The sequence below is a fragment of the Klebsiella aerogenes KCTC 2190 genome, assembly GCF_000215745.1.
Classification (GTDB): Bacteria; Pseudomonadota; Gammaproteobacteria; order Enterobacterales; family Enterobacteriaceae; genus Klebsiella; species Klebsiella aerogenes.
The window spans coordinates 2,128,110-2,152,684 of sequence record NC_015663.1; the positions used below are offsets into that span (position 1 = coordinate 2,128,110).

General features: G+C 56.8%; 17 protein-coding genes, 1 tRNA gene and 3 rRNA genes. 7 read left to right on the forward strand and 14 right to left on the reverse strand.

Features of this window, described 5'->3' with window-relative positions:
* Nucleotides 1-285 precede the first annotated feature (285 nt).
* The 6 genes from EAE_RS10190 to EAE_RS10215 all read left to right on the forward strand — a co-directional run bounded on the left by EAE_RS10190 (nucleotide 286) and on the right by EAE_RS10215 (nucleotide 6,542).
* Nucleotides 286-1,825, forward strand: a 16S ribosomal RNA gene (locus EAE_RS10190).
* 85 nt (nucleotides 1,826-1,910) lie between these two features.
* A tRNA-Glu gene (locus EAE_RS10195) sits at nucleotides 1,911-1,986 on the forward strand.
* A 190-nt stretch (nucleotides 1,987-2,176) separates the two neighbouring features.
* Nucleotides 2,177-5,082: ribosomal RNA gene (locus EAE_RS10200) — 23S ribosomal RNA — on the forward strand.
* A 93-nt stretch (nucleotides 5,083-5,175) separates the two neighbouring features.
* Nucleotides 5,176-5,291, forward strand: a 5S ribosomal RNA gene (gene rrf, locus EAE_RS10205).
* Together the 16S, 23S and 5S rRNA genes with 1 tRNA gene alongside form the textbook arrangement of a ribosomal RNA operon.
* 333 nt (nucleotides 5,292-5,624) lie before the next feature.
* Nucleotides 5,625-5,900 carry a DUF2574 family protein gene (locus tag EAE_RS10210; RefSeq protein ID WP_015368485.1) on the forward strand — a complete coding sequence of 92 codons (276 nt, stop codon included), beginning with the start codon at nucleotides 5,625-5,627 and terminating at the stop codon, nucleotides 5,898-5,900.
* Nucleotides 5,901-6,224: 324 nt separating this feature from the next.
* On the forward strand, nucleotides 6,225-6,542 hold the full coding sequence (locus EAE_RS10215; protein ID WP_015704250.1) for a hypothetical protein: 318 nt from the start codon (nucleotides 6,225-6,227) through the stop codon (nucleotides 6,540-6,542).
* A 28-nt stretch (nucleotides 6,543-6,570) separates the two neighbouring features.
* On the opposite strand, the gene EAE_RS10220 is transcribed toward EAE_RS10215, so the two are convergent.
* From EAE_RS10220 to EAE_RS10230, 3 genes are read right to left on the reverse strand one after another with little or no spacing between them, the layout of a single operon-like run.
* The gene (locus EAE_RS10220) at nucleotides 6,571-7,695 is read right to left on the reverse strand and encodes an ABC transporter permease (RefSeq protein ID WP_015368483.1); all 1,125 of its coding nucleotides are present in this window, start codon (nucleotides 7,693-7,695) and stop codon (nucleotides 6,571-6,573) included.
* The gene (gene rbbA, locus EAE_RS10225; RefSeq protein WP_015704251.1) at nucleotides 7,695-10,454 is read right to left on the reverse strand and encodes a ribosome-associated ATPase/putative transporter RbbA; all 2,760 of its coding nucleotides are present in this window, start codon (nucleotides 10,452-10,454) and stop codon (nucleotides 7,695-7,697) included. Before rbbA ends, EAE_RS10220 begins: the two co-directional genes overlap by 1 nt.
* Nucleotides 10,451-11,515: an HlyD family secretion protein gene (locus EAE_RS10230; RefSeq protein ID WP_015704252.1), complete on the reverse strand. Its 1,065-nt coding sequence runs from the start codon at nucleotides 11,513-11,515 to the stop codon at nucleotides 10,451-10,453. The genes rbbA and EAE_RS10230 overlap by 4 nt, the downstream gene beginning before the upstream one ends.
* A gap of 370 nt (nucleotides 11,516-11,885) precedes the next feature.
* Here EAE_RS10230 and EAE_RS10235 point away from each other — a divergent pair, with 370 nt between their 5' ends.
* Nucleotides 11,886-13,280 carry a diguanylate cyclase gene (locus EAE_RS10235; RefSeq protein WP_015704253.1) on the forward strand — a complete coding sequence of 465 codons (1,395 nt, stop codon included), beginning with the start codon at nucleotides 11,886-11,888 and terminating at the stop codon, nucleotides 13,278-13,280.
* Between the two features lie 47 nt (nucleotides 13,281-13,327).
* Here EAE_RS10235 and trpS read toward each other — a convergent pair whose 3' ends face one another.
* The 11 genes from trpS to EAE_RS10290 form a co-directional block, all read right to left on the reverse strand.
* A complete protein-coding gene (gene trpS / locus EAE_RS10240) occupies nucleotides 13,328-14,335 on the reverse strand; it encodes a tryptophan--tRNA ligase (protein ID WP_015704254.1) in 1,008 nt (335 codons plus the stop codon).
* Nucleotides 14,336-14,535: 200 nt separating this feature from the next.
* Complete coding sequence (locus tag EAE_RS10245) at nucleotides 14,536-14,865, reverse strand: DMT family transporter (protein ID WP_004204123.1); 330 nt, start codon at nucleotides 14,863-14,865, stop codon at nucleotides 14,536-14,538.
* A 17-nt stretch (nucleotides 14,866-14,882) separates the two neighbouring features.
* Nucleotides 14,883-15,296 carry a DMT family transporter gene (locus tag EAE_RS10250; protein ID WP_015704255.1) on the reverse strand — a complete coding sequence of 138 codons (414 nt, stop codon included), beginning with the start codon at nucleotides 15,294-15,296 and terminating at the stop codon, nucleotides 14,883-14,885.
* A gap of 31 nt (nucleotides 15,297-15,327) precedes the next feature.
* On the reverse strand, nucleotides 15,328-15,996 hold the full coding sequence (locus tag EAE_RS10255) for a hypothetical protein (protein ID WP_015704256.1): 669 nt from the start codon (nucleotides 15,994-15,996) through the stop codon (nucleotides 15,328-15,330).
* 12 nt (nucleotides 15,997-16,008) lie between these two features.
* Nucleotides 16,009-16,629 (reverse strand): phosphate propanoyltransferase, encoded by a 621-nt coding sequence (locus tag EAE_RS10260; RefSeq protein WP_015704257.1) that lies wholly within the window; start codon nucleotides 16,627-16,629, stop codon nucleotides 16,009-16,011.
* Entirely contained in the window at nucleotides 16,626-17,024 is a 399-nt protein-coding gene (locus EAE_RS10265; RefSeq protein ID WP_015368475.1) for a BMC domain-containing protein, read from the reverse strand. Before EAE_RS10265 ends, EAE_RS10260 begins: the two co-directional genes overlap by 4 nt.
* Nucleotides 17,025-17,036: 12 nt before the next feature.
* Entirely contained in the window at nucleotides 17,037-17,984 is a 948-nt protein-coding gene (gene cutD / locus EAE_RS10270; RefSeq protein ID WP_015704258.1) for a choline TMA-lyase-activating enzyme, read from the reverse strand.
* An 85-nt stretch (nucleotides 17,985-18,069) separates the two neighbouring features.
* Entirely contained in the window at nucleotides 18,070-21,456 is a 3,387-nt protein-coding gene (gene cutC / locus EAE_RS10275; RefSeq protein ID WP_015704259.1) for a choline trimethylamine-lyase, read from the reverse strand.
* A 25-nt stretch (nucleotides 21,457-21,481) separates the two neighbouring features.
* Nucleotides 21,482-22,636 carry a 1-propanol dehydrogenase PduQ gene (locus tag EAE_RS10280; RefSeq protein ID WP_015704260.1) on the reverse strand — a complete coding sequence of 385 codons (1,155 nt, stop codon included), beginning with the start codon at nucleotides 22,634-22,636 and terminating at the stop codon, nucleotides 21,482-21,484.
* 17 nt (nucleotides 22,637-22,653) lie between these two features.
* Nucleotides 22,654-22,911: a EutN/CcmL family microcompartment protein gene (locus tag EAE_RS10285; RefSeq protein WP_015368471.1), complete on the reverse strand. Its 258-nt coding sequence runs from the start codon at nucleotides 22,909-22,911 to the stop codon at nucleotides 22,654-22,656.
* Between the two features lie 24 nt (nucleotides 22,912-22,935).
* Complete coding sequence (locus EAE_RS10290; protein ID WP_015704261.1) at nucleotides 22,936-24,537, reverse strand: acetaldehyde dehydrogenase (acetylating); 1,602 nt, start codon at nucleotides 24,535-24,537, stop codon at nucleotides 22,936-22,938.
* Between the last annotated feature and the right edge of the window lie 38 nt (nucleotides 24,538-24,575).

Sequence of the window (24,575 nt, forward strand, 5' to 3'; positions counted from 1 at the left end):
CACTGACACGGCAGATGTGAATCACTTCACACAAACAGCCGGTTCGGTTGAAGAGAAAAATTCTGAAATTCAGGGTTGACTCTGAAAGAGGAAAGCGTAATATACGCCACCTCGCGACAGAGCGCTAAAGCGCGTCGCAACTGCTCTTTAACAATTTATCAGACAATCTGTGTGGGCACTCAAAGTGACATGGATTCTTAACGTCCTCGGACGAAAAATGAATACCAAGTCTCTGAGTGAACATACGTAATTCATTACGAAGTTTAATTCACGAGCATCAAACTTAAATTGAAGAGTTTGATCATGGCTCAGATTGAACGCTGGCGGCAGGCCTAACACATGCAAGTCGAGCGGTAGCACAGAGAGCTTGCTCTCGGGTGACGAGCGGCGGACGGGTGAGTAATGTCTGGGAAACTGCCTGATGGAGGGGGATAACTACTGGAAACGGTAGCTAATACCGCATAACGTCGCAAGACCAAAGTGGGGGACCTTCGGGCCTCATGCCATCAGATGTGCCCAGATGGGATTAGCTAGTAGGTGGGGTAATGGCTCACCTAGGCGACGATCCCTAGCTGGTCTGAGAGGATGACCAGCCACACTGGAACTGAGACACGGTCCAGACTCCTACGGGAGGCAGCAGTGGGGAATATTGCACAATGGGCGCAAGCCTGATGCAGCCATGCCGCGTGTATGAAGAAGGCCTTCGGGTTGTAAAGTACTTTCAGCGAGGAGGAAGGCGTTAAGGTTAATAACCTTGGCGATTGACGTTACTCGCAGAAGAAGCACCGGCTAACTCCGTGCCAGCAGCCGCGGTAATACGGAGGGTGCAAGCGTTAATCGGAATTACTGGGCGTAAAGCGCACGCAGGCGGTCTGTCAAGTCGGATGTGAAATCCCCGGGCTCAACCTGGGAACTGCATTCGAAACTGGCAGGCTAGAGTCTTGTAGAGGGGGGTAGAATTCCAGGTGTAGCGGTGAAATGCGTAGAGATCTGGAGGAATACCGGTGGCGAAGGCGGCCCCCTGGACAAAGACTGACGCTCAGGTGCGAAAGCGTGGGGAGCAAACAGGATTAGATACCCTGGTAGTCCACGCCGTAAACGATGTCGACTTGGAGGTTGTGCCCTTGAGGCGTGGCTTCCGGAGCTAACGCGTTAAGTCGACCGCCTGGGGAGTACGGCCGCAAGGTTAAAACTCAAATGAATTGACGGGGGCCCGCACAAGCGGTGGAGCATGTGGTTTAATTCGATGCAACGCGAAGAACCTTACCTACTCTTGACATCCAGAGAACTTAGCAGAGATGCTTTGGTGCCTTCGGGAACTCTGAGACAGGTGCTGCATGGCTGTCGTCAGCTCGTGTTGTGAAATGTTGGGTTAAGTCCCGCAACGAGCGCAACCCTTATCCTTTGTTGCCAGCGGTCCGGCCGGGAACTCAAAGGAGACTGCCAGTGATAAACTGGAGGAAGGTGGGGATGACGTCAAGTCATCATGGCCCTTACGAGTAGGGCTACACACGTGCTACAATGGCATATACAAAGAGAAGCGACCTCGCGAGAGCAAGCGGACCTCATAAAGTATGTCGTAGTCCGGATTGGAGTCTGCAACTCGACTCCATGAAGTCGGAATCGCTAGTAATCGTAGATCAGAATGCTACGGTGAATACGTTCCCGGGCCTTGTACACACCGCCCGTCACACCATGGGAGTGGGTTGCAAAAGAAGTAGGTAGCTTAACCTTCGGGAGGGCGCTTACCACTTTGTGATTCATGACTGGGGTGAAGTCGTAACAAGGTAACCGTAGGGGAACCTGCGGTTGGATCACCTCCTTACCTTAAAGAACCTGCCTTTGTAGTGCTCACACAGATTGTCTGATGAAAGTAGAGAAGCAAGGCGTCTTGCGATTGAGACTTCAGTGTCCCCTTCGTCTAGAGGCCCAGGACACCGCCCTTTCACGGCGGTAACAGGGGTTCGAATCCCCTAGGGGACGCCACTTGCTGGTTCGTGAGTGAAAGACGCGTGCCGATATATCTCAAAACTCATCTTCGGGTGACGTTTGAGATATTTGCTCTTTAAAAATCTGGATCAAGCTGAAAATTGAAACGACACACAGTCAATGTGTGTTCGAGTCTCTCAAATTTTCGCAACACGTTGGTGTTTTACGAAACATCTTCGGGTTGTGAGGTTAAGCGACTAAGCGTACACGGTGGATGCCCTGGCAGTCAGAGGCGATGAAGGACGTGCTAATCTGCGAAAAGCGTCGGTAAGGTGATATGAACCGTTACAGCCGGCGATGTCCGAATGGGGAAACCCAGTGCAATTCGTTGCACTATCGTTAACTGAATACATAGGTTAACGAGGCGAACCGGGGGAACTGAAACATCTAAGTACCCCGAGGAAAAGAAATCAACCGAGATTCCCCCAGTAGCGGCGAGCGAACGGGGAGCAGCCCAGAGTCTGAATCAGCTTGTGTGTTAGTGGAACGGTCTGGAAAGTCCGACGGTACAGGGTGATAGTCCCGTACACCAAAATGCACAGGCTGTGAACTCGAAGAGTAGGGCGGGACACGTGGTATCCTGTCTGAATATGGGGGGACCATCCTCCAAGGCTAAATACTCCTGACTGACCGATAGTGAACCAGTACCGTGAGGGAAAGGCGAAAAGAACCCCGGCGAGGGGAGTGAAAAAGAACCTGAAACCGTGTACGTACAAGCAGTGGGAGCACCTTCGGGTGTGACTGCGTACCTTTTGTATAATGGGTCAGCGACTTATATTCTGTAGCAAGGTTAACCGTATAGGGGAGCCGCAGGGAAACCGAGTCTTAACTGGGCGTTAAGTTGCAGGGTATAGACCCGAAACCCGGTGATCTAGCCATGGGCAGGTTGAAGGTTGGGTAACACTAACTGGAGGACCGAACCGACTAATGTTGAAAAATTAGCGGATGACTTGTGGCTGGGGGTGAAAGGCCAATCAAACCGGGAGATAGCTGGTTCTCCCCGAAAGCTATTTAGGTAGCGCCTCGTGAATTCATCTTCGGGGGTAGAGCACTGTTTCGGCTAGGGGGTCATCCCGACTTACCAACCCGATGCAAACTACGAATACCGAAGAATGTTATCACGGGAGACACACGGCGGGTGCTAACGTCCGTCGTGAAGAGGGAAACAACCCAGACCGCCAGCTAAGGTCCCAAAGTCACAGTTAAGTGGGAAACGATGTGGGAAGGCACAGACAGCCAGGATGTTGGCTTAGAAGCAGCCATCATTTAAAGAAAGCGTAATAGCTCACTGGTCGAGTCGGCCTGCGCGGAAGATGTAACGGGGCTAAACTGTGCACCGAAGCTGCGGCAGCGACACTATGTGTTGTTGGGTAGGGGAGCGTTCTGTAAGCCTGCGAAGGTGGCCTGTGAGGGTTGCTGGAGGTATCAGAAGTGCGAATGCTGACATAAGTAACGATAATGCGGGTGAAAAGCCCGCACGCCGGAAGACCAAGGGTTCCTGTCCAACGTTAATCGGGGCAGGGTGAGTCGACCCCTAAGGCGAGGCCGAAAGGCGTAGTCGATGGGAAACAGGTTAATATTCCTGTACTTGGTGTTACTGCGAAGGGGGGACGGAGAAGGCTATGTTAGCCGGGCGACGGTTGTCCCGGTTTAAGCATGTAGGCGGAGGTTCCAGGTAAATCCGGTACCTTATTAACGCTGAGGTGTGATGACGAGGCACTACGGTGCTGAAGTAACAAATGCCCTGCTTCCAGGAAAAGCCTCTAAGCATCAGGTAACATTGAATCGTACCCCAAACCGACACAGGTGGTCAGGTAGAGAATACCAAGGCGCTTGAGAGAACTCGGGTGAAGGAACTAGGCAAAATGGTGCCGTAACTTCGGGAGAAGGCACGCTGATATGTAGGTGAAGCCCCTGCGGGTGGAGCTGAAATCAGTCGAAGATACCAGCTGGCTGCAACTGTTTATTAAAAACACAGCACTGTGCAAACACGAAAGTGGACGTATACGGTGTGACGCCTGCCCGGTGCCGGAAGGTTAATTGATGGGGTTATCCGTAAGGAGAAGCTCTTGATCGAAGCCCCGGTAAACGGCGGCCGTAACTATAACGGTCCTAAGGTAGCGAAATTCCTTGTCGGGTAAGTTCCGACCTGCACGAATGGCGTAATGATGGCCAGGCTGTCTCCACCCGAGACTCAGTGAAATTGAACTCGCTGTGAAGATGCAGTGTACCCGCGGCAAGACGGAAAGACCCCGTGAACCTTTACTATAGCTTGACACTGAACATTGAGCCTTGATGTGTAGGATAGGTGGGAGGCTTTGAAGCGTGGACGCCAGTCTGCGTGGAGCCAACCTTGAAATACCACCCTTTAATGTTTGATGTTCTAACGTTGGCCCCTGACCGGGGTTGCGGACAGTGTCTGGTGGGTAGTTTGACTGGGGCGGTCTCCTCCCAAAGAGTAACGGAGGAGCACGAAGGTTAGCTAATCCTGGTCGGACATCAGGAGGTTAGTGCAATGGCATAAGCTAGCTTGACTGCGAGCGTGACGGCGCGAGCAGGTGCGAAAGCAGGTCATAGTGATCCGGTGGTTCTGAATGGAAGGGCCATCGCTCAACGGATAAAAGGTACTCCGGGGATAACAGGCTGATACCGCCCAAGAGTTCATATCGACGGCGGTGTTTGGCACCTCGATGTCGGCTCATCACATCCTGGGGCTGAAGTAGGTCCCCAAGGGTATGGCTGTTCGCCATTTAAAGTGGTACGCGAGCTGGGTTTAGAACGTCGTGAGACAGTTCGGTCCCTATCTGCCGTGGGCGCTGGAGAATTGAGGGGGGCTGCTCCTAGTACGAGAGGACCGGAGTGGACGCATCACTGGTGTTCGGGTTGTCATGCCAATGGCATTGCCCGGTAGCTAAATGCGGAAGAGATAAGTGCTGAAAGCATCTAAGCACGAAACTTGCCCCGAGATGAGTTCTCCCTGAGACTTTAAGTCTCCTGAAGGAACGTTAAAGACGATGACGTTGATAGGTCGGGTGTGTAAGCGTAGCGATACGTTGAGCTAACCGATACTAATGAACCGTGAGGCTTAACCTTACAACGCCGAAGGTGTTTTGGCGATTTGAGATGATTTTCAGCCTGATACAGATTACTCGATGCGTCCTGAGGACGTGTTGAAAACAGAATTTGCCTGGCGGCGATAGCGCGGTGGTCCCACCTGACCCCATGCCGAACTCAGAAGTGAAACGCCGTAGCGCCGATGGTAGTGTGGGGTCTCCCCATGTGAGAGTAGGGAACTGCCAGGCATCAAATAAAGCGAAAGGCTCAGTCGAAAGACTGGGCCTTTTGTTTTTGTGTTTTGCGGCCAGACGCGCCGCCATCTCCCCGGTGGCGCTGCGCTTACCGGGGCTACCGATCGTTCCCCGGCCTGCGCCGCCTCCGGGAAAACATCCGGCCCGGTCGCCTGGTTCGTTAACATCAGTAATACCTATCACACTAATAGCTCTCAGTATAATTGTCCTTATTAATTATATGGACTATCTTTCCTGCGTGATGACACCAACGCATCACTTCTCCTGAGGGAGAAAAATAGAAAGCAAATCGCTTATTTCTCATCCTGTTAACTGGTTATAAATTCAATGAAAAAACCGCTAATTGGGATTCTGACATTAGCTTATGGATTGAGCTTGCCTGCATTCGCTGCTGATACCGCTACATTAACCATCTCCGGGCGTGTGGCTACACCTACCTGCAGCACCAATATCATTAACGAAAAAGCTCAACAGCGTTGTGGGCAAAATACTTACCTCATTAACACGCAAAATATGGCAGTCCCATCTCATGGGGTGATTACCCAAACGGTGAATTTACCGAATGATGCAAACAGGAAAATAATTATCAGCAGCTACGATTAATCACCCACTTATATTTCCGCGCCATTATATTGCCCAGCGGCGAAATAATGGCGCGCTGCTATCAGCCATAAAAATCAGCTATTTGTTGGCTTGAAAATTTATTCCCGCCGTTGAATACTTCTCCCCCGCTTATTTCCACGATCGGCAGGCGTTATCCGCGCTTTTTGGTATTGATGCGATACATCATTAACACTTTGTTAACTTGATCTGGTTTAAGTGACGGTAAATTTGATATACAAATAGGGTAGATTGCCTGTATGGATGCTGCCCGGAATGCCTTGCGATGAATGTTGCAGGTCATCGGCTGGCAATATGAGAATATAAATGAAAATCCTGCTTAACTGGCCGCCGCTGCGCCAGATCGTTACTTACATTCAGGAGCGCTTTACCTTTCTGGTTCTGCTCTGCTGGCCGGCGATTATCTGGCTGTTCTGCCGGGTTGGCGTGTGGCTTACTGATAGCACCTATCAACTGCTGGGAAAATCGCCTGCCCACTCTTTCACCGTTTATCTTCAGCCGTTTATGACGCCCGGCACGTTGCTACGCATTTCTATCAGTTGGGTTGTGCTGTTATTCATCCTTTTCAGTATGGCGATGGCCTTCACCTGGGGTCTGCGCCGCTTTATGAATCGTCAAAAATAAGCCATCGGCGCAGCGCCTGCTCCAGGTTTTATGCCATCTCACCAATTGTCTTGCGAAAACGCAGCAGCGCAATGGTAAAGAAAGCGCCGCCGATAGCGAACAAAATTAAAAACTGCGGCCAGACGATGGTAAAGCTGGCGCCGCGGTAAAGTATCGCCTGCGCGAGGCTGACGAAATGGGTGGTCGGCATGGTCAACATAATGTCCTGAACCAGCTGCGGCATACTCTCCCGTGGCGTGGATCCGCCGGAGAGCATCTGCAGCGGCAGCAGCACCAGGATCATCAGTAGCCCCAGTTGCGGCATAGAACGGGCGAGCGTGCCCATAAAAATGCCAATGGAGGTGGTGGCGAACAGGCTGAGCGCAACCCCCAGCATAAACAGCGGAATCGACCCCTCAATCGGTACCTGCAAAACTCCCTGTACCATCAGCAGTAGCGACAGCCCGGAGACAACCAGTACCACCAGACCCATCGACCAGATCTTGGCCATCATTATCTCAAACGGCGTTACCGGCATCACAAGCAGGTGCTCAATGGTGCCGTGCTCTCGCTCGCGGATAAGCGCCGAGCCGGTGAGGACAATTGCCAGCATGGTGATATTGTTAATAATCGCCATCACCGCGCCGAAGCGCTCTTGCTCAAGGTTAGGGTTAAAGCGCATCCTCACCGCCAGCTCTACCGGCAGCGCACTGTTGTCGCGATAGCGGGCGACAAAGCTGTTCACTTCACCGCTGATAATATTCTGGATATAGCCGTTGCCGGTAAAGGCCTGGCTCATTCGCGTGGCGTCGACGTTGACCTGCACCTCCGGCTGACGACCGGCCAGCACATCGCGCTGGAAGTTTGGCGGAATATTGATGGCGAATGTGTATCGTCCCGCATCCAGCCCGGCATCCATTTCATCGGCGCTGATCAACTCCGGCGTTAAAAACCACGGCCGATAAAAGCCGTTAATGATCCGCGATGAGAGCTGTGATTTATCCATATCGGCAATGGCGATAGGCGCCAGGTGCAGAGAGCCGGGCATTACCGTGGCCGAGGAGTAAACCGACACGGTAAAAGCAAATACAATCAGCGCCAGCATCGCTTTATCGCCGAGGAGGCTGCGCAGCTCTTTGATACCGAGGTTATAAATATTGCGTAATCCGCGCATCACCCCTCCTGTTTTTTCAGCAGCCACACGCTCAGCCCGAGCACCAGCGGCACCGCAATCAATAGTGGAATGAACGAAACCCACAAATCGCTAATATTCAGCGCCTTGGAGAAGGTGCCACGGGCGATGGTCAGGAAATGGCTGGTCGGGTAGATTTGTCCGATCCAGCGACCTGGCCCCTCCAGCGATGCCACCGGGTCAATCATCCCGGAGAACTGGGTGGCCGGAATCAGCGTAATAATCGCGGTACCGAAAATAGCGGCGATTTGGCTCTTCATAAATGTTGAGATCAGCAATCCCAGCCCGGTAGCGATGGTGACATACAGCAGAGCCGCCAGGGTGAGGGTCAGGAAACTGCCCTTATGCGCGACGCCAAATACGAAGACCGACAACGCGCATAGTAGAAAGAAGTTAAACATCCCCAACACGATGTAAGGCAGCTGTTTGCCGAGCAGGAACTCGCTGCGGGTGGTCGGCGTCACGTACAGGTTGATGATCGAACCGAGCTCTTTTTCACGCACTACGCTCAGAGCGCTGAGCATCGCCGGGATCATCATCAGCAGCAGCGGGATCACCGCCGGGACGATGGCCGGCAGGCTCTTTACGTCCGGGTTATAGCGATAGCGGGTCTCGATGGAAATAAGCGAGGTATCACGATTCGGGCTACTTTGCTGCCCGGCCATCTCCTGCAGCCAGGCCAGATGCATCGCCTGTACGTATCCGCGCACCGTTTCCGCGCGATTTGGCATTGCGCCGTCCACCCAAACACCTATTTGCACCGGCGTACCGCGAGCGATATCGCGGCCAAAGTTCGGCGGGATTTCTATCGCTACCGCCAGCTCGCCGTTACGCATTCGACGATCCAATTCGTCATAACTCCGCAGTGGCGCCTGCTCGATAAAGTAGCGTGAGCCCGCGATATTCTGCGACCAGTTCTGGCTGCTGATCGTTTGATCGCGGTCGAGGACGGCAAAGCGCAGATCCTCGACGTCCATGCTAATCCCATAGCCCATGATAAACATCAGGATCACCGTCCCCAGCAGCGCCAGCGTCGATCGTACCGGATCGCGGCGTAGTTCCAGCGCTTCGCGGCGGCTATAGCTAAACAGGCGGCGCAGGCTGAATGACTGGCGTGGGGACGCGTTCTGCTGGTGTGATACGACAGCAGACGGCGCGGGCGTGGTAGAGACAGAAACGGTCGGTTGCGCGGCATCCGCCGCTTCCTGCAGCCAGGCGATAAACGCCTCTTCGAGGCTGGCGGAGCCACGTTGCTCAACCAGCGCCTGCGGCGTATCGCTGGCCAGCACCTTGCCGGCGTGCATCAGCGAGATGCGATCGCAGCGTTCGGCCTCATTCATAAAGTGGGTAGAGATGAAGATGGTGACACGATCCTGCCGCGCCAGGTCAACCATCAGCTGCCAGAACATATCGCGCGCCACCGGGTCAACGCCGGAGGTGGGTTCATCGAGGATCAGCATCTCCGGGCGATGGATTACCGCGACCGCTAATGACAGGCGCTGGCGGATCCCCAGCGGCAAGTCAGCGGGAAGCGCGTCTTCAACCTCGGTCAGCATAAAGCGCTTGCTCATTTCTGCGACCCGGCCAGCTATTTCATGGTCCGGAATGTGAAACAAGCGGGCGTGCAGCTCCAGGTTTTGCCGTACGCTCAGTTCGCTATAGAGCGAGAAAGCCTGCGACATATAACCCACTCGTTGGCGGGTGGCGATATCTTTCGGGTCGACCGGCTGGCCGAACAGCCAGGCCTCGCCTTCGCTGGCGGGCAACAGGCCGGTGAGCATCTTCATGGTGGTGGATTTGCCGCAGCCGTTAGAGCCGAGGAAGCCAAAAATTTCGCCACGGGCGATACGAAAGTTAACGTGGTCGACGGCGACAAAGTTGCCGAAGCGCATGGTCAGGCCGCGCGCTTCAATAGCGATCTCTTCCTCACTGCTGTCGCGCGGCGGGATGACCACGTCTTTATGCGCCAGGCGCTGCGCTTCCGGCAGAAGCGCGATAAACGCCTGTTCCAGGGTCTGGCTGCCGGTCTGTTTTTTGAGCGCCGCCGCGCTACCGGTCGCCAGAATCTCACCGGCGTTCATCGCCACCAGCCAGTCGAAGCGCTCGGCCTCTTCCATGTAGGCGGTGGCGACCAGCACGCTCATTTCCGGCTGACGCTGGCGAATGCTGTCTATCAGATCCCAGAACTGCGCGCGGGAGAGCGGGTCGACGCCGGTTGTCGGTTCATCAAGGATGAGTAGCTGCGGGTCGTGGATCAGTGCACAGCACAGGCCGAGCTTTTGTTTCATTCCACCGGAGAGTTTACCGGCAGGGCGATCGCGAAACGGCGCCAGCCCGGTGCTCTGCAGCAGTTCGTTGATACGAAGTTCACGCTCGGCTTTATCGTGACCAAACAGGCGGGCGAAGAAGTCGACGTTTTCATAGACCGATAGTGTATGGTAGAGGTTTTTCCCCAGGCCCTGCGGCATCCAGGCGATTTTCGGGCATACCTGTTGGCGGTGACGAACGTCGCGCATATCGCCGCCGAGCACCATCACGTTACCCTGCTCGATGGCCCGCGCCCCGGCGATAAGCGAGAGCAGGCTTGATTTGCCGACCCCATCCGGGCCAATCAGGCCAACCATACGCCGCGCCGGGATCGCCAGGTTGATATCGCGCAACGCGATGGTGGCGCCAAACTGCTGGCCAACGTTTTCCAGCAGGGCGACGGGGGGCGAAGTATCCTGCGGCGTCAGTTTCATTGCGGCAACCTCACCGTCAGCGCTTCAGGCCAGCTTTTCTGCTTATCCAGTCGTACCCAGGCCATCCCAGGCAGGCCGGTTTTGACATATTCCAGATGCTGCTCCAGTAGCTCTGGCGGAATGCGCGCCTTGACGCGGAACATCAGCTTGAGCCGCTCGTCGCTGGTTTCTACCGTTTTTGGCGTGAATTGTGCGACGCTGGCGACAAAGCTGATATTTGCCGGGATCACCAGCTCTGGCGCGGCATCCAGGATCAAGCGCGCTTCACTGCCGAGCGCCAACAGGCCCGCCTGCTCCGTTGGCAGGAAGAAGGTCATATAGACGTCAGCCAGGTCGACCATGTTCAATACCCGCCCTCCGGCGGCCAGCACTTCGCCTGGCTCAGCAACGCGATACTGGATGCGGCCGTCGCGCGGCGCTTTCAGTTGGCTATCGTCAATATCGGCGAGGATCCGCCGATGGGTCGCTTCGGCGGCTTCAACGCGGGTTTTAGCCTGAATAATGCTGGTACGAGCGGCTTCAATGGCGGCGCGGGCGGCAGAGACCTGCGCTTTCGCCGATTCCAGCGCCGCGCGGGCGCTTTCAGCGGCCGCGCGATCGTCATCCAGCTGCTGAGCGGAGACGGCGCCACGTTGCGAAAGGGTGCTGGAACGGACGTGGCGTTTGGCGGTGGAATCGAGCTCCGCCTGGCGCTGCTTCACCACCGCTTCGGTGGCGCGCATTTCGCTCTGCCGCTGGTCGAGTAAAGCATTGGCGGCGGCAACCGCGCTTTGCGCTTCTTTGATTTGCGCGGCGGCTTCCAGGCGCTGCTCATTGAGTACCCGCGTATCCATCCGCGCCAGCACATCGCCTTTATGGACGAACTGCCCCTCTTTGACCAGAATCGTCTCGATACGCCCGGCAATTTTGGTGGCGATATCGACTTCCGTCGCCTCGATGCGGCCATTACTGGCGGCGAAGCCCGGCGGTAGCCCGGCCGGGCGCAACATCCACCATGCTGCGGCGATAACCACCGCTGCAACTACGATATACCCGGCCCAACGTCGTTTGTTCTTATCCATACGCGACTCGCTCTGTTCCATATTGCTGAGTGGTGCGCGTTTCGCTATTTCGCCCGGCGGGACGATAAAAAAGGGGAGATAAGGCCGTCCGGCGCAAAATCCTGTTACGTTGCCAACCGGTGGGGAAGATGTGCTTTTAGAGTGGTCATCATCAGCAATCCTGGCCTTAAATGAAACACGCATATTTATAATCTGGATACTAACATTGGTAGCGGCAAAGTCCATATATAAACTATGGAATTGCGAACCCCTCATTGTAATGGCTGAGAACTACGCTATCCCTATGATTTTCTTCGTCTGGTTGACCTGCGGTAACTCATGTATGATCGGCAACCCCGAAATAGACTAACGCCCGGCGAGCGCTTTATTCATGAACGATGAAAGCAAAAAATATATCTCTGTTATTTTTAAGGAGTGGCTACCGCTGTATGACAGCCTGACGCCAGCCGTTAAGGAGGTACTTAAAAATATCGCAGAGGAGCAATCGGAAGCGTTAGCGGCCCGGTTTTATGATTTTATTTTTCAGGATCCGGATATTGCCCGCCACCTGACTTATGATTTAGTTCAGGAGCGTCTGAGCCGCTCGCTGGCGCTATGGGTGAAGGAGATCCTGACCAGCGACAAAGCGCAGTTGCCGGCGTTGGCGGAACGGCAATATCAGATTGGCAGCATCCACGCGCGGATCGGCATCCCGGCGGAGGCGGTGCTGCGCGGCGCCCGGCAGATTAAGGCCGGGCTTATCGAGTATATCCGCAGCCACGTAAACGACCGCCGGATTGCCGTCGATGCCATTTATTACGCTATTATGGCGATTAATATGGCCGTTGAGATGATGTGCCATGCCTATACCTTATCGCACTATCGGGCGACCAAAAACGAAGAGGCGTATCGCCTGTATAGTTTGATGGACAATGTTCCGATGGAATATGGCAAACAGCAGGCGGCGCTTTCCGGTTGGGAAAATACGGCGATTTTTAATATTGTTAGCGAAAATAAAGCAAATACTAACGCTACGTTATTATCTGAATCGGAATTTGGTCTATGGTTCCGCCATAAATGCGTACGCTATTTTAACAAAAATAGCCAGATGGACGAAATCGCCGCATTAATTTCGCAGGTCGACGACTTATTAATAGGTTGGCGAGCATCCGCCTCTGTCATGGATTATAAAAATACACAAAACCTGATTCAGGGGATCCATATTCATTGCCAGCAAATAGGCAGCCAACTGGGGGTGATTTTTAGCAGCTTGTCGCAGATGCAAAATGGCAAAGATGCGTTAACCAGCCTACTTAACCGCCGCTATTTGCCGGTAGTGCTGAAGCATGAAGTGACGCTGGCAATGGAGCATGAGCTGCCAATGACGGTAGCGATCGTAGATATCGATCATTTCAAAGGCATTAACGATAACTGGGGCCATATGGTCGGCGACCGGGCGATTAAACATGTCGCGGAACTGCTCAGCGATAATATCCGTTCCAGCGACTATATCTTCCGCTACGGCGGGGAAGAGTTTCTGCTGGTGCTGGTGGAGACCGGCGTGTCAGAGGCGTTTACCATCCTCGACCGCCTGCGCAAGAAAATTAGCCAACTGGCGTTTAACGTTGGCGGCGACACGCAGATCCCGATCACCGCCAGCATTGGCTATGCCGTGCACTCCGGCCATCCTGATTACAACCTGCTGTTGCGCGATGCCGATAATGCGCTGTACGCCGCCAAACGCGAGGGGCGCAACTGCGTGAAAATGCACAAAGGCAGGGTATAAAACCGAGCCCCGGTAAACGTAGCGCGACCGGGGCAGGGCTCTGAAGCTCAGAACAGTATCGGCAGCCCCAGCCCGCGCTTCACTTCATGCAGCGTCTGCTGCGTGAGCTGGTGGGCGCGTTCGCTACCCTGGCGCAACAATTCCAGCAGCATTCCTTTATCCTGACTGTAGGTAGCCCGGCGTTCGCGGATCGGCGCCAGTAGCTCCTGCAAGCAGGTTTCCAGTTCATTCTTACACTGGCGATCGCCCAGCCCGCCGCGCTGATAGTGGGCTTTCATCTCGGCAACCCGCGCCTTATTGCTATGGAAAGCGTCGAGATAGGTGAATACCACGTTGCCGTCGACATTCCCCGGATCGCTGACTCTCAGGTGTGTCGGGTCGGTATACATCGCGCTGACCGCGCGGTAAATCTCCTCTTCACTGGCCGATAACGTCAGCGTATTGCCCAGCGATTTCGACATTTTGGCATTACCGTCGACGCCCGGCAGGCGGCTCACTTCGCTGAGTAGCGCTTTGCAGTGGCGCAGTACCGGTTCGCCGGTGAGGCTATTCATTTTGTGGACGATTTCATTGGTCTGCTCAATCATCGGTAGCTGATCGTCGCCCACCGGCACCAGCTCGGCTTTGAAGGCGGTGATATCGGCGGCCTGGCTAATCGGATAGGCGAGGAAGCCAACCGGCAGCGAGCGGGCGAATCCCTTCTGGGCAATCTCATTTTTTACCGTCGGATTACGTTCCACGCGAGCGACGGTGACGATATTCATATACAGCGCGCTGAGCTCAGCCAGCGCGGGCAGAGCGGACTGCAGGCAAATAGTGGTGAGCCTGGGGTCGATGCCGACGGCCAGATAATCGGCCATGACTTCGAGGATATGGTGGCTGATTTTTTGCGGGTTGCTGCCGTTATCGGTGAGCCCTTGCAGGTCGGCGATCAGGATAAACTGCTGGTGGTCGTGCTGCAGCGCGACGCGCTGGCGCAGCGAACCGACGTAGTGGCCAAGATGTAGTTGGCCGGTCGGGCGGTCGCCGGTGAGGATGGTTTGTGGATGGTTCATCAGGGACTCCTTATCAGACTGTTCAGCCGAAAGACGTCCTGGAAATAACAAAGCCGCCTTCCGGCGGCTTTGAAAATGGAAACGTGTATCGTGCCGCCTGTTATGCAGGCAGCCACCAACGACGGGGGTAGGTAACGATAACGTTTCTGTTCATCTTTTTATCCTGCCACGAAATCACGGCGGGGTAAACCCGCCTTGTATTACATAGTCGAGAAGACGTTCATGATCACGCCGCCGGAGATAATCAGCGCCATGGCGATAATGGCCGCCAGGTCCGGTTTCTGCTTATAGAGGATCATGGAGCAGATCGTCACGCCGACGATACCGAAGCCGCACCACAGCGAGTAGGCTACGCCCACCGGAATGGTGCTCATCGCGCGGGTGAGGGCGAAGTAGCACAGGCCATAGGCGCAGACCACCAGCACCGAAGGCGCCAGTTTGCTGAAACCGTTGGTTTTTTTGATCATCGAGGTGCCGGTGATTTCGGAGCCGATAGACAGCGCCAGCCATAAAAATCCGAGATTAAACATAGGGTGTTCCTTTCCTGTTAGTTGGCGATTTTTTTATCCATGGAGGCGACTGGCGTGACGGGCGCAGCCTCTTCGCTCTCTTCGGAACCCATTTTCGAGAACAGGTTCATGATAACGATGCCGCTGGCGATCACCGCCATGCCGATGATGGCGGCGGTATCCGGATGCTGGCCGTAGAATGCCATTCCCAGCGTCGAGACCACCAGGATACCGGTGCCGGACCAGGTGGCGTACGCCAGGCCGACCGGGATATCTTTCACCGCCCTTGAGAGCGAGTAATAGCAGGTGCAATAGAGCGCAATCAGCAATACGAGCAGCAGCATTTTTGTGCTGCCTTCGCTGTTACCGAACATTTTTAACGTCGAGGTTGCCGAGGTTTCGGAGAGGATAACCAGCAGCATCCATAACCAGCATTTTGTTTTCGAAGACATCGTTAAGCTCCAGGTTCATAGTTGGGTAAGGTCATATCTTTCTGTTTTTTAAATAATCAATGGCCGCATCGGTCAGCTGCGCGTGCGGGGCCGCCGCCAGCGCCGGATTATTCACCACGTCTGTGACGGTGAGATAACGGCGCGGTTCGCTGCTGGCGGCGGCAGGCGCGGTGGGCGCGTCCAGCGTCGCCAGCAGCTCATTCATGGTGCCGAGGAAGACGCCGCAGGCTTCCAGACGAGCCAGCGTGGCCTGCAGATGCCCGGCATAGGCGCTGTCGGCCTGCGCCCCGCGCAGTTGGTTGAGTTCGCTGAGCGGATCGCAGTGGTAGCGCAGCGCCAGCACGGGAATACCCGCCAGCAGCGCCTCGTGTGCGCAGCGGGCGAGCGGGCTGCTGAGCGTGCCGTTCAGCAGGTCTGAAGCCAGCGGATAATCGAGAAACGGCAGCAGTACCGCCCGCCACGGCGCTGACGGCAGGGCATCCTGCCAGGCAGAAGAGGGAATTATCTCCCCGACCTCCCGCCACGCGGCGGCGTCAGCGAGGCCATCCTCCAGCGCGAGGCGTAGCGGATAGCCGCTTCCCGCCAGGCGTTGGCGGATAGCCGCGCGGTAGCCGTCAGCGGCGGTCACCATCACCAGTACCGGCGGTTGCAGGCGCTGTAAAATCCGCGCGACTAAACCTTCAATCTGTTCGTCGGTCATGGCGAGCCTCCGTTAGCCGATGAGCGTCACCTGCGCGCCGTTTTTCAACCCGGCGGCATTGGCTTCTTCGGTGTCAATGTGAAACTCCAGCGCGAAGTCATCGCGCACCCGCACCACCACTTCATCGAACGTCAGCTGGCGCTCGCCGTTGCTGCGCACGCTGACCTTCTGGCCATTGCTAACGTTGAGTCGGCGCGCATCCTGCGGCGACATATGAATATGCCGCCAGGCGCAGATCACCTGCGAATGGAGTTCAACGTGGCCAGCGGGCCCAATCAGCAGCGCGCTACCGGCATTCTCCAACTGGCCGGACTCACGAACTGGCGCCTTAATCCCGAGCGTGAAGCAGTCGGCGCGCGACACTTCCAGTTGCGAAACCGGGCGGGTCGGCCCGAGGACACGGACGTTGGTCAGCGAGCCCTTCGGCCCGACAATGGTCACGCACTCCTGGGCGGCAAACTGCCCCGGCTGGCGCAGCGGTTTAAACGGCGTCAGGCTGTAGCCTTTGCCGAACAACGCCTCGACGTCCTGTTGCGCGAGATGGACGTGGCGGTTGGAGATCCCCACCGGGATCGCCGGCGCCGTTGCGCTCAGGCGGGCGGCGATTTTTTCGCGAACCAGGGTGTCGATCATGACTTCTTCCCTTTCTTCAGCGCCGGATGTTTATCTTCCGTTTCGTTCGGGGCGGCAGGGGGGACGATAGGTTCCGGGGCGGGGATAACCACCGGTTCGGCCGTTTTTTGCTCGCGCGGCGGGTTGCCTTTGAGGTTGCTTAACGCTTCAACCACGCAGCGCTCCGGGCGGGCAATCACCAGCGACTTCACGGTGTGCTCGGCGCCTGCGACCGCCACGCCGCGTTCAATGGCGGTGTGGATGGCGCTGATCTCCCCTTCAAAGCAGACGCTCACCAGCCCGGAGCCTGGTTTGCGATAGCCAATGCAGGTCACTCCCGCAGCTTTACAGGCGGCGTCGACGGCCTGAATGGCGGCGACCCATCCTCGCGTTTCAATTACGCCTAAACTTTTCATGGTCGGCTCCTGTTAATGGCGGACTAAGCGAATATCAAAATCAAATTGCTGGAAGAAGGTTTCCAGCCGGTCCAGTTCGTCCGGTGAATAAGACGGGTCCTGGGTAATCGGGTAGGGCATATCCAGGCGTTCGTACTTTTTGCGTCCCAACTGGTGGTACGGCAGCATGTCGATGCGGCGGATATTTCCACGCTTCGCCAGCTTCTGTACGTAATCAATGGCGCCGGTAATGGCGTCGAATGAGTCGTTGTAGCCGCGAATGAGCGGCATACGCACAATGACGTTGGCGCCGGAATCCACCAGCCATTCGAGATTGCGGCGGATCCCTTCGTTGCCGATACCGAGCATCGCTTTGTGGTGTTCGCTGTTAATCTGCTTAAGGTCGAACAAGAAGGTGTCGGTGACCGGCGCCAGCTTCTGGTAGTTGGCAAGCGGGGTGGTGCCCTGGGTTTCGACGGCGGTGTTAATCATCATTTTTTTGCATTCGCTGAATAAGGCGACGGCAAAATCGGTCTGCAGGCTCATCTCGCCGCCGCCGATGGTCACGCCGCCGCCGGAGGAGATGTAGAAGTCGTAGTCCTGCATGATGATCTCCATCAGCTCGCTGACGGTGACGTCCTTGCCCATAATGTCCAGCGCGTTCTGGGTGCAAATCTCTTCGCATTTGCGACAGCCAATGCAGTCTTTATTGCGGTTGACGAAGTGCTTCATTTCGCCGTTCTCTTCCGCCCGATAATGAATACCCGCCGGACAGACGCTGACGCAGTCGCCGCAGTTAATGCATTTGTCGTGCGAGAACATCACCTGGAACTGGCTGTTCAGCCCTTCCGGGTTGGCGCACCACGGGCAGCGAATGTTGCAGCCCTTAAAAAACACCAGCGTGCGAATGCCATCGCCGTCATAGATCGAATATTTCTGGATATTGAAAATTCGGCCCGTTAATTCTTGTTTTGCGATCACGCTTGCCTCCCGCTCCGTCCCGTTACGGGACGGAGAACTTCCGGTTATTTCTCAAATACAGCTCATTTAATTCTCTTTAAGAGAACTAGAACTTCTCAATCACCGTACGGCTGATGATCTCGTCCTGGACCTCTTTGCACAGCTCAACGAAGTAGGCGCTGTAGCCAGCGACGCGAACGATCAGGTCGCGGTATTTCTCCGGCTCTTGCTGCGCCTTCTTCAGCACTTCGTTATCGACGTAGCTGAACTGCATCTGGCCGTTGCCGAGAATCGAGGCGGTACGCAGCAGGGTAATCAAGCCGTGGCGTCCTTCCGGGGTATCCAGCAGCCCTTTGAGGAACTTGAAGTTGTGCACCATGCCGATGTTCATGGTTTCCACGTTCATCTTGCTGACCGACTTGATAATCGCCGTCGGGCCTTGTTTATCCGCGCCCTGGGTTGGGCTGATGCCGTCGGAGAGCGGCATCCACGCCAGGCGGCCGTTCGGCGTGGCGTTGGTCAGCTCGCCGATTGGCGTGTTGTTGGAGATAGACAGGGTGCCGTGGCTGAGGGTTGAGTAGAGCATCTTGTACTTACGGCACTCTTTCTCGGTCCATTCGGTAATATCCAGCGCGTACTGGTCGACGTAGTTATCGTCGTTACCGTATTTCGGCGCGTTCAGGCAGTCGCGGCGCAGCGCTTCGTAACCTTCAAAGTTGGCCAGCAGCGCATCGCGGATCTGCTCAAGGGTGTATTTCTTCTCTTCAAACACCAGCTTGCGGATCGCCGCCATTGAGTCGACGTAGGTCGCCAGGCCGGAGAAAATCAGCCCCGGACCGTGGTTGACCATCGCGCCGCCGGCGGCGACATCTTTGCCGCTCTCCATGCAGCCCTCGACCAGCAGCGACATCAGCGGCTTCGGCGCCACATCGCGGTGGACGCGCTGGCTGATGACGGTGCCGATGGCCGACAGGCGCACGATATGGGCGATCTGCTGTTTCACCGCCGCATCGAATTCGTCGAAGGTGCGCAGGTCGCGCAGGTCGCCGGTGTCCAGCCCCTGATAGCTATCGAACAGCACCATCCGCCCGCGGTTGAGCACGAACTCGATAGCGATAGGCCACTGGGTGTAGCCGGTGGAGGTCCACTGGTAGATGCGCCCGGATTTCTGCGGCTCAACGCAACCCATCAGGCAGTAATCGCGGGCGTCTTCAAAATCGAAGCCTTTGCGCAGCATCATCTTGATGTGGGAGTCATCGAAGTGGCAGGCCGGGAAGCCCATTCCCGCCTTCACCACGTCGACGATTTTTTCCATGTATTTCTGCGGCGACTGGTTGTGGATACGGCAGGCCAGCGACGGCTGGTAAACCTTCACGAAGCGCACGGCGTCCATAATCAGATAGGTCAGGTCGTTACAGGCATCGCCGCCGCTACGTTTCTGGCCGCCAACGGTGAGGTTGATAAACGGCTGATAACCCGCGAAATATTTCGCTCCCAGCTCGCTCGACATCCACATCAGTTCGGCGCATTTGATGATGAACGCCTGCAGCAGCTCCAGCGCGGTGTCGTGGGTCAGGCGGCCTTCGCGGATATCGGCTTCGAACATCGGGTAGCAGTACTGGTCGACGCGCCCCAGCGACAGCCCGGTCTGGTTTTCTTCGATTTCAAACAGTGATTCGACGGTCCAGATACTCTGCAGCGCTTCCTGCAAGGTCTTCGGCGGATTGGCCGGCACGTTTTCGTTGACGTCGGCGATGGTCAGCAACTCGGCGCGGCGCTGGGCGTTTTGCTCTTTAGCCGCCAGTTCGCGGGCGTGGGCGGCGATGCGGCGGGCGTAGTTGACCACCCCTTCACAGGTTTCAATCGCCGCTTTGTAGTAGTAGATACGGTCGATATCTTCCGGGTTTTCCATGCTCAGGCTGGCCAGATGCGCTTCGGCATCGGCTTTAATGCCGTTCATCCCTTTGGTGAATAGCAGCACGTCGTAGCCCGGACAGGTATCGCCGCCGCCGTTAATCTGGTGATAGGAGAGATCGCTGACGAAGGTCTCGCCGCTGAAGGCCCAGACGCCGGCCTCACGGTATTGCGCTTCGCAAATCTCGTCCAGCGAACGCCCTTCCCAGAACGGGACGATCTCTTCGCGAATGGTTTTTTTATCCGCTTCGCTGATTTCAAACGGATCCTGCGGGCGGGTGCTCATGGTGTCGAGCTCGTCGCGCACCCAGCGCCAGGCGATATCCGGCGAGAAGGCGCCCGCGCGAGGCTTGCCGCACGGATGGCCGACGATCAGCTCATCGTCCTGAATCAGAATCGGCGCGGTTTCGCAGGCGTGGCGGAAGGCTTTCGCCCGTAGCAGAATGGTCGGCATGCCAGGGTTGGCTTTGACCACTTCGGTAAAGGCCAGCGCGCGATAGATAGAGACGCTCGGGCGCACCGTCAGGTAGTGGTTACGCAGGCGCTGCATACGCGGGGTTAAGCCTTCCATCGCCGGCGTGTCGGCGCAGGCGGCGAATGGCGCGTGGCTGACCTGCTGTACGCCGCTAAACAGACGCACCGGCAGATTCAGCGCGCTGAGGTTGCGCTGGGCGCTGATAAACATCGCCGAGAGTTCGTTCACTTCGGCGTTGTCAAAAGCGGCGCCGTGTAGCATGGCGTCGAGCATCGGATAGCCGTCAATGGCGCAGGCGGCGCGGACTTCGCTCAGTTCCGCCAGCTTGAACCACAGGCACTCCACGATTTCATAGGCCTGCTGGGTATTCAGCGCGCCGCTGTTGATATCGCGTTGGAAGTAAGGCAGTAGCGCGATATCCGCCCCTTGCGGGTTAACCGCATAGCTGCCGTTATCCAGCTGTAGCGCCAGCTGGAACAGATAGAACGCCTGGCAGGCTTCTTTAAAATTACGCGCCGGATGGGCCGGAACGTGGTGCAGAATGGCCGCGCTATCGAGCAGCTCGGCTTTGCGATAAGCATTGGTTTCCGCGGCCGCCAGCTGTTCGGCGCTGTTGGCCAGATTTTGCGCCAGCGCGAGCAGGGCGTCGCAGGCGTAGATGGCGGCGCGGCAGCCGTTGACTTCATCCATCCCGCTGCGGCTAACGGCGCTGCCGAGGGCGCGGGTTTTCTCTTCCAACTGGTGCTTAATCGCCAGCACGCCTTTTTCGACGACCAGGTTGTAGTCCGGTGAATCGAGATCGCTGTTGAGGTTGAGGAACTGGAACACGGATGGGCGATGCGCGGCGCTTTCATCATGGAAAATCGCCCCGTGCGGTTTACGGGTCTGGTTACCGACAATCAGTTCGTCGGCGCTGATGGTCAGCGGCAGCTGGCGCATCAGTTCATAGAAACGGCGAGCCGGTTTGACGGCGGCGGGAATGCCCGCGATATCGCTATCCAGCGCGCTGAGGATCGCGGCGTGCTCGGTGCACAGGGTGCTTGCCTGCGCGCGTAAACGGTCTGCCAGCACTTTGACGCGCGGCGTTAAGCTGTAGTGTGCCATGGGTAAGGTTCTCCAAATCTTGTTATCAGTGGCCCTGTACGGGATGACCGGACCAGGCCCGGCGATAAAGCTCGGTTAACGTGTTAGCGTCCGGCGCGCGTGGGTTGGTAGGGGTACAGCTGTCGCGCAGCGCCTGGCCGACCATCTCCGGCAAACGGCGTTCGAATTCAGCCGCCTCAATGCCGGTGTCGCTAATGCCGGAGGGCATGCTCATCTCTTCTTTTAAAGCCTGAATGGCGACCAGCAGGCTGGCGACGCCCTGGCGCGGCGAGGCGGCTGGCAGATCCAGTAGATGCGCCAGACGGGCATATTTCGTTGCCGCAAGGGTGTCGCACTGACCGTCGAAATCGGCGTTCCAGGCGACGACTTGCGCCATCAACAGGGCGTTGGCGCGGCCATGGGGCACGCGGAAGACGCCGCCGAGGGCGTGGGCCAGGCTGTGGGTTATCCCAAGCGACGCGTTGGTGAAGGCCATCCCCGCCATGCAGGAGGCGTTATGCATCTTTTCGCGCGCCTGCAGGTTGTCGCCGCTGCGCCAGCAGGTCGGCAGATAGCGAAATACCTGCTGCACCACTTTCTCCGCCAGCGCGTCGGAAAAGTCGCTGGCGGCGCGGGAGACGTAGGCCTCAAGGGCGTGACACAGCACGTCCATGCCGGTGTCGGCGGTAATCGCCGGCGGCACCGAAGCCACCAGCGACGGGTCAAGAATGGCGATATCCGGCAGCAGCGACGCATCCACCAGTACCAGCTTTTCCGCGTTGGCTTTCACCACCGAAAAGGCGGTGACTTCCGAGCCGGTACCGCTGGTGGTTGGGATAGCGACAAAGCATGGACGCGGGCGGTCAGTCTGCGGACGGGTTTGCGCCAGGGAGAAAATAACCGCTTTGGCGGCATCGATTACCGAACCGCCGCCGAGCGCGATAACCAGATCCGGGTAGTGGTTATCCATTAACTTCATGCCGCGCACTACGGTGGCGATATCCGGATCCGCCACCACGTCGTCCCACATCTGCCAGGCGATCCCGCGCTGGCGCAACAGGGCGGTGACGCGCTCGGCGAGACCAAACTTGACCATCGCTTTATCGGTCACCAGCAGCACGCTGCGGGCGGAAAGTTCGTTCAGCACCGAGAGGGCGTCCTGACCGAAGCAAATCCGCGGTTTCAGTAAAAATTCACTCATTGGGCTATTCACTCCTGTTAGGCGTCCCGAAACACGTTCTCGACAATGGCGACCACCGACATCGCTTTGTAGCGGTCTTTATTGAGCGCGAAGTACTCTTCCGCCAGCACGATGTCGTGCATGCCGGCGCCGACGTTATCGACGGCAACCCAGGTCTGGTCTTTCATCGGCTGCTGTTTGTCATCTAAGCGGGTGATCAACAGCAGGTTGCTGCCGCGTAGCTCATCGCATTTCTGCGTGGCGACGACATGGCCGGTTACCTTTGCGAGAATCATCGTTTATCGCCTTATATCAGTGCGTTACTTAGCGAGGCGCTCCAGCACCTGGCGAATAACGCGTTCCACATTTTGTTCGTTGATTTCACCTTCCATACTGGCGGCGCCTGCGCTGGCGAAACGGTCATCGTTGCCTGCGGAGCGCGCTGGCGCGGCGTTCGCCGGAGCGTTGAAACGCGCGTCATCAAGAATGCTGCGCTGCGGATCGCTCGCCGGAGTAACGATGGTTGGCTGGGGCTCAGGGCGGCTGCCCGGCGCGCGAAGCTCGTCAATCGAACGCACGCCATAGCCGACTTTGCGGATATTGAGCAGGTTCATCGGGCCGACGTTGTCGGAGCTGGAGCCGCCGCCGACCGCGCCGCAGCCGAGAGTCAGCGCCGGAGAGATGTTGGTGGTCGCGCCGATACCGCCGAGCGCCGCCGGAGTATTAATCAGAATGCGGTTGACCGGTTTTTCGAGGCTGAACTGGCGGATGACGTCCTGATTACGGGTGTGGATCACCAGCGTATGGCCAAGTCCTTCGTTGGTCAGCAGCTCCACCACGCGGTGGCAGGCGGCTTTCCAGTCCTCTTCCACGTACAGGCCGAGTACCGGGCACAGTTTTTCGCGCGAGTAGGGGTTTTTCGGCGATACGGTGGTCTGCTCGGCGATCAGTACTTTAGTGCTGGCCGGGACGCAGAATCCCGCCATCTGGCTGAGGTACAGCGCGGTTTTGCCGACCACTTTCGGGTTGATGGTGCCGTTCGGGCGCAGCAGTAGCGCCGCCATTTTCGCCGCCTCATCTTCATTCATGAAGTAGACGCCCTGCGCTTCCAGCTCGCGGTGGACCTCGTCGTAAATGCAGCGTTCGACGATAATCGACTGTTCGGAGGCGCAGATCACGCCATTATCGAAGGTTTTACTGGTGACGATATCTTTCACCGCGTGGTGGATATCGGCGCTGCGTTCGATAAACGCCGGGCCGTTACCCGGGCCGCCGCTGATGGTCGGGGTGCCGGAGGCGTAGGCCGCGCGCACCATGCCTTCGCCGCCGGTGGCGAGGATCAGCGACACGTCTTTGCTGTGCATCAGTTCGGAGGTGGCTTCGAGCGTTAACTGGGTGATGCCGTCGACGCTGCCTGCCGGCGCGCCGGCCGCTTCTGCCGCGCGTTTGACGATTTCAATCGCCTTCCAGCTGCACTGACGCGCGCCCGGATGCGGGGAGAAGATAATGGCGTTACCGGCCTTGAGGGCGATCAGCGCTTTGTAGATAACCGTAGAGGTTGGGTTAGTTGAGGGGACCAGCGCGCAAATCACGCCGAGCGGCACGCCCACGTCCATCACTTTTTTTACCGGGTCGTCATGAATGATGCCAACGGTCTTCATATCTTTGATGGCGTCGTAGACGCGCAGCGAGGCGAAACGGTTTTTCAGCACTTTGTCCTGCCAGTTGCCAAAACCGGTCTCTTCCGCGGCCATTTTCGCCAGCGCTTCGGCGTGGTGCGCTGCTTCCTGGGCCACGTTTTTCACGATGGCGTCGATTTGCTGTTGCGAAAAGGTGGCCAGAATCGCCTGCGCCTTTTTGGCGTTGCGCACCAGTTCCCGCGCGTTCTGCCGGGATTGCAAATCGTTATCCAGTTCAATCATGAGTCTATCCTTCATCAGACGAAAAGAGTGGAGACGGG

Coding starts and splice junctions, on each gene's coding strand:
- EAE_RS10210 (WP_015368485.1), top strand. CDS start 5,625: ATGAAAAAACCGCTAATTGGGATTCTGACATTAGCTTATGGATTGAGC.
- EAE_RS10215 (WP_015704250.1), top strand. CDS start 6,225: ATGAAAATCCTGCTTAACTGGCCGCCGCTGCGCCAGATCGTTACTTAC.
- EAE_RS10220 (WP_015368483.1), bottom strand. CDS start 7,695: ATGCGCGGATTACGCAATATTTATAACCTCGGTATCAAAGAGCTGCGC.
- rbbA (WP_015704251.1), bottom strand. CDS start 10,454: ATGAAACTGACGCCGCAGGATACTTCGCCCCCCGTCGCCCTGCTGGAA.
- EAE_RS10230 (WP_015704252.1), bottom strand. CDS start 11,515: ATGGATAAGAACAAACGACGTTGGGCCGGGTATATCGTAGTTGCAGCG.
- EAE_RS10235 (WP_015704253.1), top strand. CDS start 11,886: ATGAACGATGAAAGCAAAAAATATATCTCTGTTATTTTTAAGGAGTGG.
- trpS (WP_015704254.1), bottom strand. CDS start 14,335: ATGAACCATCCACAAACCATCCTCACCGGCGACCGCCCGACCGGCCAA.
- EAE_RS10245 (WP_004204123.1), bottom strand. CDS start 14,865: ATGTTTAATCTCGGATTTTTATGGCTGGCGCTGTCTATCGGCTCCGAA.
- EAE_RS10250 (WP_015704255.1), bottom strand. CDS start 15,296: ATGTCTTCGAAAACAAAATGCTGGTTATGGATGCTGCTGGTTATCCTC.
- EAE_RS10255 (WP_015704256.1), bottom strand. CDS start 15,996: ATGACCGACGAACAGATTGAAGGTTTAGTCGCGCGGATTTTACAGCGC.
- EAE_RS10260 (WP_015704257.1), bottom strand. CDS start 16,629: ATGATCGACACCCTGGTTCGCGAAAAAATCGCCGCCCGCCTGAGCGCA.
- EAE_RS10265 (WP_015368475.1), bottom strand. CDS start 17,024: ATGAAAAGTTTAGGCGTAATTGAAACGCGAGGATGGGTCGCCGCCATT.
- cutC (WP_015704259.1), bottom strand. CDS start 21,456: ATGGCACACTACAGCTTAACGCCGCGCGTCAAAGTGCTGGCAGACCGT.
- EAE_RS10280 (WP_015704260.1), bottom strand. CDS start 22,636: ATGAGTGAATTTTTACTGAAACCGCGGATTTGCTTCGGTCAGGACGCC.
- EAE_RS10285 (WP_015368471.1), bottom strand. CDS start 22,911: ATGATTCTCGCAAAGGTAACCGGCCATGTCGTCGCCACGCAGAAATGC.
- EAE_RS10290 (WP_015704261.1), bottom strand. CDS start 24,537: ATGATTGAACTGGATAACGATTTGCAATCCCGGCAGAACGCGCGGGAA.